Raw genomic sequence first — 12,909 nt, 5'->3', positions numbered from 1 at the left:
GGACGGTCGCGCACTTCCTCCCGGCAGGTCGACCACATCGGGGAGGGCGACCGGGGGGATCCGGCCCCCGCTGATCTTCACAAGTTGTCCACAACTCCACCCCCGCGCCTGCACGCCCGGTCAATAGGCTGCCTCCGCGCAGGGAGATCGGCGCCCACGGGGGTGCGCCGGCCTTGCGCCCGCTGAGCAGGATGCGGTGCTGGAGGGCAGCGAGATGACTGGCAGCACGGGAACGTCACCCGCACGCCGGGTGCTGGTGGTGGAGGACGAGCGCACGATCGCCGAAGCGGTCGCCGCGCGGCTGCGCGCCGAGGGGTTCGAGGTGGCGCTGGCCGCCGACGGGCCCGGCGCCGTGGAGGCCGCCCGCCGGATCCGGCCCGACGCCGTCGTCCTCGACGTCATGCTCCCGGGCTTCGACGGGCTGGAGGTCTGCCGGCGCATCCAGGCCGAGCGGCCCGTGCCGGTGCTGATGCTCACCGCCCGCGACGACGAGACGGACCTGCTGGTCGGCCTCGCGGTCGGCGCGGACGACTACCTCACCAAGCCGTTCTCGATGCGGGAGCTGACCGCCCGGGTGCACGCCCTGCTGCGCCGGGCGAGCCGCGTCCCCGCGCCCGAGCCCGACCTGCTGCGCCTCGGGGACCTCGAGATCAACGTCGCGGAGCGCCGGGTGCACCGGGCCGGCCGTGAGGCCCATCTGACGCCGACCGAGTTCGACCTGCTCGTGCACCTCGCCGCCCGGCCGCGCACGGTGCTGCCCCGCGAGCGCCTGCTCGCCGACGTCTGGGGCTGGGCCGACGCCTCCGGCACCCGGACCGTCGACAGCCACATCAAGGGCCTGCGGCGCAAGCTCGGCGCCGACCTCATCCGTACGGTGCACGGCGTCGGGTACGCCCTCGAGGTGGCCCGGTGAGGCTGCTGACCAGGCTCCTCGGCTGGCTGCCGAGACCCCTCGACCCGGTGCGCTCGATCAAGGCGAAGCTGTCCCTGGCGCTCGGCCTGGCCGGCGGGGTGGGACTGCTGATCTTCTGGTGGAGCCTCGACTGGATCCGGGTCGAGCTGTCCTGGTTCGCGATCGCGGTGGCCCTCGGCCTCATCACGCTGCAGGTCATGGCGCACGGCGCAACGGTGCCGCTGCGCGAGATGACCGTCGCCGCCAAGGCCATGGCCCGTGGCGACTACACCCGGCGAGTGCGCGCCACCTCGCGCGACGAGGTCGGGGAGCTGGCCGAGGCGTTCAACCAGATGGCCGCCGACCTGGCCGCCGCCGACCGGCAGCGCCGCGAGCTGATCGCGAACGTCTCGCACGAGCTGCGGACGCCGATCACGGCCCTCCGCAGCGTGCTGGAGAACGTCGTCGACGGCGTCTCGGACGCGGAGCCGGAGACCATGCGTACAGCCCTGGCGCAGACCCAGCGCCTCGGTCGCCTCGTCACCGAGCTGCTCGACCTCTCCCGGCTGGACGCCGGCGTGGTGCCGCTGGCCCGGACCTCCATCGACCTCGCCGCCTTCCTCGAGGAGGTGGTCCGCGAGGCTCGCGTCACCGCCGACGGTGCCGGGCACGACGTCCGCTTCACGGTGACCACGCCCCGGATCCACCTGACCGGCGATCGCGAGCGCCTGCACCAGGTCTTCGCCAACCTCCTCGACAACGCGTCGCGCCACAGCCCGCCCGGGGGCACGGTGACGGTCCGCGCGGAACGCCACGACGACCACGTCCGCATCGCCGTGGCCGACGAGGGCGAGGGCATCCCGCTCGCTGACCGGGAACGTGTCTTCGAACGCTTCACTCGCGGCGAGCGGGCCCAGGACGGCGGCACGGGCCTGGGCCTGGCCATCGCCCACTGGGTGGTCCAGCTCCACCACGGCACGATCGCCGTGGCCGACCCCTCCGCCGCGGGGGAGGCCGGCGGGAAGCGCCGGCCCGGCTGCCACATCCACGTGACCCTTCCTCTTCAACCGGCCTGAGGCAGGAGAGAAGCCATGCCCACGACCAGTCCTCCGCCGCCGGACCGGCCGGCTCGGCCGTCCGCGCCGGGTCCCGCGACCGTGCTCAGCCCACCGCCGCCTTACCGCCCGCCGCTGGGAGCTCCCGCGGTCGCGCCGCTGTTCGGGCCCTGGGCCGACACGTCGGTCTTCGGCCGCCGCTGGCCCGGCCCCGGTCGCCCGGCCTCGGTCGCCACCGTCGCCGCCGTCCTGGTGGCCGCGGTCGTGGCGGCGCTGAGCATCCCGCTGGACCGCCCCGGCATCGGATGGGCGGTCACCGCCGTCACGGGCGTGATCGCGCTGGTCGTCGCGCGGGCCGTGCCGGACAGGCTGTCGCCGACCGCGCCCCGCCCCCTGGTGGACTGGCGGCCCCAGCCGCCGGACAAGGCCCGTTTCGGCTGGTCGGCGGCGACCGTCGCGCTGCTCTCCGTCGGCACCTTCCGGGCCGCCGGGTGGCTCTTCCTGCTCTGTTTCGCCACGTCGCTGGTCACCGGTGCCCTCGCCGTCGCGGGCGGCCGGTCGACCCGGGGCATGCTGCTGGCGGGCCTGCTGACACCGTTCGCCGGGCTGCGGGCGTTGCCCTGGCTCGCTCGCGGGGCGACCACCGCCCGCCACAACGGCGGCAACGGAGCGCGGATCGCCGCCACCGCGGTGGTGTCGGCGGTTCTGCTTCTGGTGTTCGGTTCGCTGTTCGCCTCGGCGGACGCGGCGTTCGCCGACATCGTGAGCGCCGTCGTGCCCGACGTCGACGCCGGCACCGTCGTCCGCTGGATCTTCGTCTTCACCGTGACGGTCGGCGTCCTGGGCGCTGCCGCCTTCCTGCGAGCGGCCCCGCCGGATCTGTCCGGTCTGGATGGTGGCGGCCGCCGGCGGGTCGGCCGCTTCGAGTGGGCTGTGCCGTTGACGCTGCTGGTGCTGCTCTTCGCGCTCTTCGTCGGCATCCAGTTGACAGTCCTGTTCGGAGGGTCGGAACACGTCCTCGACACCGACGGCCTGACCTACGCCGAGTACGCCCGTGGCGGCTTCTGGCAGCTGCTGATCGTCACCGGTCTGACCCTGCTCGTCCTCGCCGGAGCCGCCCGGTGGGCTCCACGGGAGGCGCCCGCCGACCGGGCGCTGATCCGCGCGGTGCTCGGGGCGCTGGCCGTGCTCACCCTCGTGATCGTGGCGTCGGCACTGCACCGCATGGACGTCTATGCCGACACGTACGGGCTGACTCGCCTGCGGGTGCTGGTCGCGGTCTGCGAGGTGTGGCTCGGCGTGGTGTTCCTGCTGGTGCTCGGTGCCGGCGTGCGGCTGAAGGCGGCGTGGCTGCCGCGGACCGTCGTGGCGGCCGGTGTGCTCGCCCTGCTGGGGCTGGCCGCGGCGAATCCCGACCACCTCATCGCGGACCGGAACGTGACGCGCTACCAGCAGACCGGGCACATCGACACGGCGTACCTGTCGGAGCTGTCGGCCGATGCGGTGCCGGCCCTGGACCGGTTGCGCGGCTACCAGCGGGACTGCGCACTGGAGTCGATCTCCGAGGACCTGGAGGTGGATCCGGACGACTGGCGGGGCGCGAACCTCGCCCGGGCGCGGGCCCGGGACGTGCTCGCCGGGAACCCGCCCGCGCACCGCTCCGACTGCCCGACCCTCTCCTCGACACCACGCTGACCGCCCCGCCTTGACTTTGCCGCCTGACCGGCGAGACTGCCGGTCATGACCGACGAGACCGGGGCCGTGGGCAGGACGGGTCCTCCGCCCTCGCGCACCCGCGTCGTGCTGGGCGAGGCCGCGGCCCGGCGACGGCCCGCGGACCCGGCGCGTGCCGACCTGGCGGAGCAGACGCCGGTCGGGGAGGCGCTGGTCAAGGGCCTGGTGCGGGCCCAGCTCGCGCTCGCCGTGCGGCTGAGCCTGGTGGTCGCGGCGGGGCTGGGCGCGCTGCCGCTGCTCTTCGCCGTGGCGCCCGCGGTGGGCCGGGTCAAGGTGCTCGGGATCAACCTGCCGTGGCTGCTGCTCGGCGTCCTGTCCTTCCCGTTCCTCGTCGGGGTGGGGTGGGCGTACGTGCACTGGGCCGAGCGCAACGAGCAGGACTTCACGGCCGTCATCCGCAGGCCGGAAGCGTGAACCCGTACGTCGTCCCCGGGCTGGTCGTGGTCGTGCTGGTCACGGTCGGCATCGGCGCGTACGGCCTGCGGTTCGCCCGGACGACCTCGGACTTCCTCGTCGCCTCCCGGTCGGTCAGCCCGTCGTGGAACGCCGCCGCGATCAGCGGGGAGTACCTGTCCGCGGCGTCCTTCCTCGGCGTCGCCGGGCTGATCCTGCGGTACGGCGTCGACGTCCTCTGGTATCCGGTCGGGTTCGCCGCCGGCTACCTGGCCCTGCTGCTGTTCGTCGCGGCGCCGCTACGACGGTCGGGGGCGTTCACGCTGCCGGACTTCTGCCAGGTGCGCCTGCGGTCGCCCCTGCTGCGGAGGCTGGCGACCGTCTTCGTCGTCTTCATCGGCTGCCTCTACCTGGTGCCGCAGCTGCAGGGCGCCGGCCTCACGTTCACGACCGTGACCGGCGGGCGGTACGAGTGGGGCGCGCTGCTGGTCGGCCTCGTCGTCACCGCGAACGTCGCGCTGGGCGGGATGCGGGCGATCACCTTCGTGCAGGCCTTCCAGTACTGGCTCAAGCTGACGGCTCTGGCCGTACCCGTCATCTTCCTGGCCCTGCAGTGGCAGTCGGACGGGCGACCGGCCGTCACGCCCCCGGCCGGCCCGGTCTTCTCCGCCGTGACCACCGTCGTCGTCGAGCAGGACGCCGTGCTGGACGGCACCGTCACGGTGCGGGCCGGCGACGAGCTGACCTTCGCGGCCGGCGAGCGGGTGCCCGAGGTCAGCACGGTCGACGACAACCGGGACGCGGCGTGGCTGCTGCCGGGCGGCGACACCGGCCTCTTCGCCACGTACTCGCTGATCCTGGCGACGTTCCTGGGCACGATGGGGCTGCCGCACGTCCTGGTCCGCTTCTACACCAATCCCGACGGCGCGTCGGCGCGGCGCACCACCCTGGTCGTGCTCGCGCTGGTCGGGCTCTTCTACCTGCTGCCGACCCTGTACGGGGTGCTCGGGCGCATCTACACGCCGCAGCTGCTGATGACGGGGCGTACGGACGCGGTGGTGCTGATGCTGCCGGAGGCGGCGCTCGGCGGCGGTCACCTGGGCCAGTTCCTCGGCGCCCTGGTGACCGCGGGTGCCCTGGCCGCCTTCCTGTCCACGTCGTCCGGCCTGCTGACCAGCGTGGCGGGCGTGGTCTTCACCGACGTGCTGCACGCCGAGCGGGGCGGGTCGGTACGCGACTTCCGGGTGGCGACGGTGCTGGCTGCGGCCGTACCGATGGCTTTGTCGGTGTATGTGGCGAACATGGACGTCTCGCGCGTGGTCGGGCTGGCCTTCGCGGTGGCGGCATCCAGCTTCTGCCCGCTGCTCGTGCTGGGCATCTGGTGGCGGGGCCTGACCGACGTCGGGGCGGCGGCCGGCATCGTGACGGGCGGGGGAGCGGCGATGGGCGCAGTGTTACTCACCGTCATGGGCCCGCCGCTGACGGGTTGGCCGGCCCAGCTCATCGGCCAGCCTGCCGCGTGGACAGTGCCGCTCGCTTTCGCGGTGATGGTGGCCGGATCGCTGGTGACAAAGCGCCGTATACCCCCGGATATCGGCGCGACGATGCTGCGGCTGCACGCACCCGAGTCGCTACGGCTCTGATTTTTAGGAAAGTTTTCTGAACCCTTCGGGGCCCACCCTCCGTAGATAACGATGCTGCAACGGGGCAGTTCGTCGATACGAAGGAGCGGTGCATGTACCGGAGAAGCAGGATGACCGGCCGGACCCGCAAGGTGCTGATCGGCGTCGCGGCCGCAGCCCTCGCCGGCGGCGCTTTCGCCGTCAGCACGGGTATGAGCAGCGCGGGCGAGAGCTGCGCCGGCCTCGACACCGCCCTCCAGAACAACCTCACCTTCATCGCCGGGCAGAAGGCCAACCCCGACGCGCTCTCCGAGGCCCGGATCGCGAACCGGCAGGCTGTCGTGGACTTGATCAACCAGCGGCGAGCGGCCGCCGGCTGCACCGCCGACGTCCAGGCGCGGCCTCCGGCGCAGGGCCAGGGCCAGGCCAAGCCCCCGGCGCAGGGCCAGGGTCAGGGCCAGGCCAAGCCCCCGGCGCAGGGCCAAGGCCAAGGCCAGGCGCAGCCGCCCGCGCAGGGTCAGGGACAAGGCCAAGGACAGGGACAGGGTCAGGCCCAGCCGCCCGCGCAGGGCCAGGGACAAGGCCAGGGGCAGGGCCAGGCGCAGCCCCCGGCGCAGGGCGGCGCCGGTGAGGTCGTCTGCAAGGGCTCGACGGTCACCCTCTCCGGCGAGGGCGGCGCGCCGGCCGCGTCCAGCGGCACCTTCCCCATCGGGACCACCCTCAAGGTGACCAACCTGGACAACAACAAGAGCACCACGGTCAAGGTCGCCAGCACCTCGGGCAGCTGCGTCCTGCTGAACAACGCCGCCTTCGAGCAGGTCCGCGAGGCGGGCAAATTCCTCATTCGCCGTGCCGTGATCGAACGGGTCGGTTAACCCGTCCAACTACCCCATCCACCTCCCACATCAGCGGCCCGGGCCTCCCACGGGGGTGGCCCGGGCCGCCTCGTACCGGTAGGTTGCGCGGCATGTCCGTGCCCCACCAGCGCTCCAGCGCCGATCCGGCGCTCGCGCTGCAGGGTCTCTTCAAGCGGTTCGACGCGAAGGTCGCCGTTGCCGGGATCGACCTGGATGTCCCCGCCGGCTCCTTCTTCGGCCTGCTCGGCCCGAACGGCGCGGGCAAGACCACGACGCTCTCCATGGCCGTCGGCCTGCTGCGGCCCGACGCGGGGCAGGCCCGGATCCTCGGGTACGACGTGTGGGCCGACCCGACCGCGGCGAAGTCCCGGATCGGGGTGCTGCCGGACGGCGTACGCCTCTTCGACCGTCTCACCGGCACGGAGCTGCTGGCGTACCACGGACTCCTGCGCGGCATGGACGCGGACGTGGTCGACCGGCGCAGTGCCGAGCTGATGGACGTCCTCGAGCTCGGCGCGACCAACCGCACGCTGGTCGTGGACTACTCGGCCGGCATGAAGAAGAAGATCGGTCTCGCCTGCGCCATGCTGCACGCGCCGCGGCTGCTGGTGCTGGACGAGCCGTTCGAGGCCGTCGACCCGGTCTCGGCCGCGCTGATCCGCGACATCCTGCACCGGTACGTCGCCGGGGGCGGCACGGTCGTCTTCTCGAGCCACGTCATGGCGGTCGTCGAGCGGCTGTGCAGCCATGTCGCGATCATGGCCGAGGGCACCATCCGGGTGCACGGCACGCTGGCGCAGGTCCGCGGCGAGCGGTCGCTGGAGGACGTGTTCGTCGAGGTGGTCGGCGGGCGCACATCGACCGGCTCGGAGCTCGCGTGGCTGTGAGCGCCCGCCACTTCGTACGCCTGAAACTCCGCCTCACCGCCAACGGCCTGCGGTCCCAGACCTGGCGGGTGGTCCTGTTCGTGCTCGGCGCCCTGATGGCCCTGTCCTGGGCCGTCGTCGGGTACGCGGCCTTCAGCCTCCCCGGCCTGCTGGACGAGCAACGCGCCGCGGAGGTCCTCCTGCCCCTGGGCGGCGGGGTGATCGTCCTGGGCTGGCTGTTCCTGCCGCTCGTGTTCTTCGGGGTGGACGAGTCGCTCGACCCGGCCCGGTTCGCCCTGCTGCCGCTTCCCCGCCGTACGTTGATCAAGGGTTTGTTCGTGGCCGCGCTGGCCGGCGTGCCGGCGGTGGCGACGTTCGCCGGAACCCTCGGCATGGTCCACGCGGCGGCCCGGCTCGGCGGGGTCGCCGCGGCCCTGGTCGAGCTGGTGGGCGTGACGACCGGCCTGCTGCTCTGCGTCGCGGTGAGCCGGGCGGTGACGAGCGCCTTCGCCACCGCGCTGCGCAGCCGGCGGGCCCGCGACCTCGCCACCGTGCTGCTCGCCGCCACCGCCGCCCTGCTCGGGCCGCTGCAGCTGGCGGCGCTGGCCGGGGCGCAGCACGCGGACTGGGGCCGGGTCGGGCGGGTCGCGGACGTGGTCGCGTGGACGCCCTTCGGCGCGCCGTACAGCATCGGTGTCGACCTTGCCACCGGACGGGCGTGGGCCGTGCCGGTCAAGCTGGCGCTGGTGCTGGCCTCGATCGGTCTGCTGCTGTGGTGGTGGTCCACGACCGTGGAGCGCGCCATGCTCGGCCCGGCGGCGAACGCGCGTCCCCGGCAGCGCGCGGCGACCAGTCGTGGTCCCGTGGCTCAGCTTGTTCCCCGCTGGCTGCCCCGGAACCGCTTCGGCGCCATCGCCGCGCGCGAGGCCCGGTACTGGTGGCGCGAGACCCACCGGCGGGCCAGCCTGATCACGTTCGGGGTGGTGGGCGTCTTCCTTCCGGCGTTCGTGGGGGCGGCCAGCGGCTCGGCGGCCGCCCCGACCGGCATGCTCCTGCTCGTCGGCGCGTTGGCGGCCGTCAACCTGGCCAACCAGTTCGGTTTCGACGGCAGCGCCTACGCGGCCGACGTCGTGGCCGGGGTGCCGGGGCGCGTCGAGCTGGCGTCCCGGGTCGCCGGGTTCTCCGCATACGCCGGACCCGCGCTGCTCGTGATCGCGGTCGTCGTCGGGCTGGTGACGGGCCGGCCGCACAGCATCCCGGCGCTGGTGGGCACGCTCGTGGCGGCGTACGGGACCGGCCTGGCGATCGTGCTGCCGACCTCGGTCCGCGCGGCGTACGCCCTGCCGGACACCGTCAACCCGTTCGCGATGTCGTCGGGCGGCGGCCTCGCCAAGGGCCTGCTGAGCTTCGGTGCCCTCCTCGGCGCGGCCCTGCTCACCGCGCCGCTGCAGCTCGGCGCGCTGCTGCTCGGGGACGTCTGGCTGTGGATCGGCCTGCCGGTCGGGGTGGGGTACGGCGCGGCCGCGTTCGCCCTCGGGCTCCGCCTGGCCGGCCCGATGCTGGACAGGCGGGCACCCGAGCTGCTCGCCACGGTGAGCGCCGCTCAGTAGACCGTGCCCATCGCCTCCCGCACCTCGCCCAGGGTCTGGTCCGCCATCGCGTTGGCCCGGGCGTTGCCCCTCCGCAGCACCTCTCGGACCTGACCGAGGTCTTTCGCGTACGCCGCCCGCCGCTCCCGCATCGGCGCGAGGAACTCGTTGACGGCCTCCGTGACGGTCCGCTTGAGCGCGGCGGCGCCCGCGTTCCCGATCTCGGCCGCGACGTCGTGCGGATCCCGGTCCATACACAGTGCCGCGAGATGGACCAGCCCCGACACCCCCGGCCGCCGCTCCGGCTCGTACGTGATGTGCCGGTCCGCATCGGTCGTCGCACCCTTGACCAGCCGCGCGGTCTCGTCCGGCGTGGCGGACAGCGCGATCGCGTTCCCCCTGCTCTTGCTCATCTTCCGCCCGTCGGTCCCGGCCAGCACCGGAGCCGCGCTCAGCAGCCCTTCCGGTACGGGGAAGACGGGCCCGTACCGCTCGTTGAAGCGCCGGGCGACCGTACGCGTGACCTCGACGTGCGGCATCTGGTCCTGCCCGACCGGCACCAGGTTGCCCTTGCAGAACAGGATGTCCGCGGCCTGGTGCACCGGGTAGGTGAACATCAGGCCGCTGACCGAGCTCTGCCGCGAATGCGCGATCTCGTCCTTCACCGTGGGGTTGCGCTGCAGCTCGGGCACGCTGACCAGGCTGAGGAACGGCAGCAGCAGCTGGTTGAGCGCGGGCACGGCACTGTGCGCGAAGACCGTCGTCCGGTCCGGGTCCAGCCCCGCGGCCAGGTAGTCGAGCAGCAGGCCGTCGACGGTCTCGGTCAGCCGGTCGGCGACGTCGCGGTCGGTGAGGACCTGGTAGTCGGCGACGATGACGACCATGTCGACGCCGCGGCGCTGCAGCTCCACGCGGTTGCGCAACGTACCGAAATAGTGGCCGAGGTGCAGCGGCCCGGTGGGCCGGTCCCCGGTCAGCACCCGGAAGTCTCCGGGTGCGGCGGCGATCCGCTCCTCGAGCGGGATGGCGGTGGTGATCATCTCAGTCTCCTCAGGGTCGCGGACGGCCCCGGGAAACGAAGAACGGGCCGTCCGAACGGACGGCCCGAGCGCGATGGGGTAGCCGTCCCTAGGACAGCCACCAGCCCTGCACGCGCGCGGTACTCATGCCACCGAGCGTACCCGCGATGGCGGCAGAATGTTTCACGTGAATCCAGAGTTCGGTGGGCACATCCACTCGTCCGACCCGTTCGCCACGCCGGAGCAGGACAGGTCCCCGGTGCGGCGGCTGCGAGGCCGGCTGGCCGCTCCCGTCACGCTGTGGACCGCTCCGGGACCGGCCGGGCTCACCGTCTCCTCGGTGCTGGTCGCCGACGGCGATCCGGGCCGGGTGCTCGGCCTCGTCGACGAGGAGAGCGACTTCTGGGACGCCGCCGCCACCGCCGAGCGCTTCGCCGTCACCCCGCTGGCCCCCGGCGACCAGCAGCTCGCCGACCGGTTCGCCGGGCTCATGCCGGCCCCGGGCGGCCTCTTCGCCAGCGGTGACTGGGTCGACACCGACTACGGGCCGGTTCCCGCGCACGCCGGCACGTGGGCCGGGTGCCGGCTCGACGGCGAGCGACCGTACGGGTGGGCGCTGCTCGTCGAGGCGACGATCGAGAGCGTTGTCGCCGGTCCGGGGGAGCCCACACCGCTGATGCACTTCCGGGGGCGTTACCGGAAGTTCGACCGATGAGCGCACGCTGACTGCCGCTCGGCGCAGCCGCTGACCGGCGGCCAGTGATCGACGCCACTGCTTCGTACGGTGCCCGGGAGACCCGCCCTAACGAAGGTGGTGAGCCCGTTGACGACCCCGAACGACAGGTATGTCGAGGTCCAGCAGTCCGCTGAATTCGCCGGGTTGCGCCGCAAGCTGCGCAACTTCGTCTTCCCCATGACCGTCGCGTTCTTCCTCTGGTACGCGCTGTACGTCCTGCTGTCCGCGTACGCCCGCGGTTTCATGTCCGTGAAGCTCGTCGGCAACATCAACGTCGCGCTGGTGCTCGGCCTCCTCCAGTTCGTGTCGACGTTCCTGATCGCCTGGTACTACTCGCGCTACGCCGCGAAGGAGCTCGACCCGGTCGCCGACAAGATCGGCGCCGACCTGGCCGGCACGGCCGTACCCGCGGCCCGTGAGCCGCAGGAGGCCACCACGACCGACACGGAGGCGGCGAAGTGATCAACGTAGCGGCCGAGGCCACCACTTCGACCAGCCGGACCCTGACGATCACGCTTTTCCTGGTCTTCGTGGCGATCACCCTCGCGATCACCATCTGGGCCAGCCGGCAGACCAAGACCGCCACCGACTTCTACGCCGGCGGCCGGCAGTTCTCCGGCTTCCAGAACGGCATGGCGATCGGCGGCGACTACATGTCGGCGGCGTCCTTCCTCGGCATCGCCGGCCTCATCGCCCTGTACGGCTACGACGGCTTCCTCTACTCGATCGGCTTCCTCGTGGCGTGGCTGGTCGCGCTGCTGCTGGTCGCGGAGTTCCTGCGCAACTCGGGCCGCTACACGATGGCCGACGTGCTGGCGTTCCGGATGCGGCAGCGCCCGGTACGGACCGCCGCGAGCGTCTCCACCATCGTCGTGTCGATCTTCTACCTGATCGCGCAGATGGTCGGCGCCGGCGCGCTCGTGTCGCTGCTGCTGGGCATCAAGCCCGGCACCACCTTCCTGGGCATGGACGCCGACACCGCCAAGATCGCCACGATCATCCTGGTCGGCGCGCTCATGATCGTGTACGTCGTGGTCGGCGGCATGAAGGGCACCACGTACGTCCAGATCGTCAAGGCGTTCCTGCTGATGACCGGCGCCCTGGTGATGACCCTGCTCGTGCTGGCGCACTACAAGTTCAACCTGTCGTCGCTGCTGGGCGACGCAGCGGAGCGGTCCGGCAAGGGCTCGGCGTTCCTCGAACCCGGTCTCCGGTACGGCGTCGAGACGGCCGGCGACGCCGCGAAGACCTTCTACAGCAAGATGGACCTGCTCTCGCTGGGCATCGCCCTGGTGCTGGGCACGGCCGGCCTGCCACACATCCTCACCCGCTTCTACACGGTCCCGACGAGCCGGATCGCCCGTAAGAGCGTGCTCTGGGCCATCGGCATCATCGGCACCTTCTACCTGTTCACCCTGGCCCTCGGTTTCGGCGCGGCGGCCATGGTGGGCGGGCAGGCGATCACCGCCCAGGACAAGGCGGGCAACACGGCGGCGCCGCAGCTCGCCCAGCAGCTCGGCATCACCTACCTCGGCGGCGACACCGGCGGCGCGGTGCTGCTGGCGATCATCGCAGCGGTTGCCTTCGCCACGATCCTCGCGGTGGTGGCCGGCCTGACCCTGGCGTCGTCGTCGAGCGTGGCGCACGACTTCTACGCCAGCGTCATCAAGCGCGGCCAGGCCGGCGAGCGGGACGAGGTCCGGGTCGCCCGGATCTCCGCCTTCGTCATCGGCGCCATCGCGATCGTCTTGTCGATCTTCGCGCAGAGCCTCAACGTGGCGTTCCTGGTCGCGCTGGCGTTCGCGGTGGCGGCCTCGGCCAACCTGCCCGCGATCCTCTACAGCCTGTTCTGGAAGCGGTTCAACACGTCCGGGGCGCTGTGGTCCATCTACGGCGGCCTCGTCGCCGCGGTGTTCCTGGTGTTCTTCTCGCCGGTCGTCTCGGGCTCGCCCACGGCGATGTTCCCCGACTCGGACTGGCACTGGTTCCCGCTGAGCAACCCGGGCATCATCTCCATCCCGATCGGCTTCCTCTGCGGCTGGATCGGCACGGTGCTGTCCAAGGAGACCGACGCCGACAAGTACGCCGAGCTCGAGGTCCGGTCGCTGACCGGCCACGGAGCGCACTGAGCACCGCCGGTGAGAGG

12 protein-coding genes are annotated in these 12,909 nt (G+C 72.5%); 11 read left to right on the top strand and 1 reads right to left on the bottom strand.

The window, feature by feature from the left end; translation table 11 throughout:
- Positions 1–214 precede the first annotated feature (214 nt).
- The 8 genes from AB0J80_RS23525 (at position 215) to AB0J80_RS23490 (ending at position 9,029) form a co-directional block, all read left to right on the top strand.
- Entirely contained in the window at positions 215–913 is a 699-nt protein-coding gene (locus AB0J80_RS23525) for a response regulator transcription factor (RefSeq protein ID WP_364708465.1), read from the top strand.
- Positions 910–1,968, top strand: a complete 1,059-nt coding sequence (locus AB0J80_RS23520) for an ATP-binding protein (RefSeq protein ID WP_364708462.1) — start codon at positions 910–912, stop codon at positions 1,966–1,968. Before AB0J80_RS23525 ends, AB0J80_RS23520 begins: the two co-directional genes overlap by 4 nt.
- A 15-nt stretch (positions 1,969–1,983) precedes the next feature.
- Positions 1,984–3,642 (top strand): DUF4173 domain-containing protein, encoded by a 1,659-nt coding sequence (locus AB0J80_RS23515; RefSeq protein WP_364708458.1) that lies wholly within the window; start codon positions 1,984–1,986, stop codon positions 3,640–3,642.
- Positions 3,643–3,687: 45 nt separating this feature from the next.
- Positions 3,688–4,095, top strand: a complete 408-nt coding sequence (locus AB0J80_RS23510; RefSeq protein WP_364708455.1) for a hypothetical protein — start codon at positions 3,688–3,690, stop codon at positions 4,093–4,095.
- Positions 4,092–5,717, top strand: a complete 1,626-nt coding sequence (locus AB0J80_RS23505; protein WP_364708453.1) for a cation acetate symporter — start codon at positions 4,092–4,094, stop codon at positions 5,715–5,717. Before AB0J80_RS23510 ends, AB0J80_RS23505 begins: the two co-directional genes overlap by 4 nt.
- Positions 5,718–5,809: 92 nt before the next feature.
- Positions 5,810–6,571, top strand: a complete 762-nt coding sequence (locus tag AB0J80_RS23500; RefSeq protein WP_364708450.1) for a hypothetical protein — start codon at positions 5,810–5,812, stop codon at positions 6,569–6,571.
- Positions 6,572–6,663: 92 nt separating this feature from the next.
- Complete coding sequence (locus AB0J80_RS23495; RefSeq protein WP_364708448.1) at positions 6,664–7,440, top strand: ABC transporter ATP-binding protein; 777 nt, start codon at positions 6,664–6,666, stop codon at positions 7,438–7,440.
- Entirely contained in the window at positions 7,437–9,029 is a 1,593-nt protein-coding gene (locus tag AB0J80_RS23490; RefSeq protein WP_364708796.1) for an ABC transporter permease, read from the top strand. Before AB0J80_RS23495 ends, AB0J80_RS23490 begins: the two co-directional genes overlap by 4 nt.
- Here the strand turns inward: AB0J80_RS23490 and trpS are convergent.
- Positions 9,023–10,048, bottom strand: a complete 1,026-nt coding sequence (gene trpS / locus AB0J80_RS23485) for a tryptophan--tRNA ligase (RefSeq protein ID WP_364708445.1) — start codon at positions 10,046–10,048, stop codon at positions 9,023–9,025. The genes AB0J80_RS23490 and trpS overlap by 7 nt on opposite strands.
- Positions 10,049–10,154: 106 nt before the next feature.
- On the opposite strand from trpS, the gene AB0J80_RS23480 reads away from it, so the two are divergent.
- The 3 genes from AB0J80_RS23480 (at position 10,155) to AB0J80_RS23470 (ending at position 12,892) form a co-directional block, all read left to right on the top strand.
- Positions 10,155–10,742: a flavin reductase family protein gene (locus AB0J80_RS23480; RefSeq protein WP_364708794.1), complete on the top strand. Its 588-nt coding sequence runs from the start codon at positions 10,155–10,157 to the stop codon at positions 10,740–10,742.
- Positions 10,743–10,850: 108 nt separating this feature from the next.
- Positions 10,851–11,225, top strand: coding sequence for a DUF485 domain-containing protein (locus tag AB0J80_RS23475; RefSeq protein ID WP_364708442.1), 375 nt, complete (start codon positions 10,851–10,853; stop codon positions 11,223–11,225).
- Positions 11,225–12,892, top strand: a complete 1,668-nt coding sequence (locus AB0J80_RS23470; RefSeq protein WP_364708792.1) for a cation acetate symporter — start codon at positions 11,225–11,227, stop codon at positions 12,890–12,892. The genes AB0J80_RS23475 and AB0J80_RS23470 overlap by 1 nt, the downstream gene beginning before the upstream one ends.
- The last annotated feature ends 17 nt before the right edge of the window (positions 12,893–12,909 follow it).

This window comes from Actinoplanes sp. NPDC049548, assembly GCF_040676695.1.
Taxonomy (GTDB): domain Bacteria; phylum Actinomycetota; class Actinomycetes; order Mycobacteriales; family Micromonosporaceae; genus Actinoplanes.
Note: the sequence above shows the minus strand (reverse complement) of the source record. Positions and strands in the feature narration are given on the sequence as shown.

Bases quoted from the DNA above. Each gene is read 5' to 3' on its own strand.
- trpS (WP_364708445.1), bottom strand. From the start codon at position 10,048: ATGATCACCACCGCCATCCCGCTCGAGGAGCGGATCGCCGCCGCACCC.
- AB0J80_RS23510 (WP_364708455.1), top strand. From the start codon at position 3,688: ATGACCGACGAGACCGGGGCCGTGGGCAGGACGGGTCCTCCGCCCTCG.
- AB0J80_RS23525 (WP_364708465.1), top strand. From the start codon at position 215: ATGACTGGCAGCACGGGAACGTCACCCGCACGCCGGGTGCTGGTGGTG.
- AB0J80_RS23500 (WP_364708450.1), top strand. From the start codon at position 5,810: ATGTACCGGAGAAGCAGGATGACCGGCCGGACCCGCAAGGTGCTGATC.
- AB0J80_RS23495 (WP_364708448.1), top strand. From the start codon at position 6,664: ATGTCCGTGCCCCACCAGCGCTCCAGCGCCGATCCGGCGCTCGCGCTG.
- AB0J80_RS23515 (WP_364708458.1), top strand. From the start codon at position 1,984: ATGCCCACGACCAGTCCTCCGCCGCCGGACCGGCCGGCTCGGCCGTCC.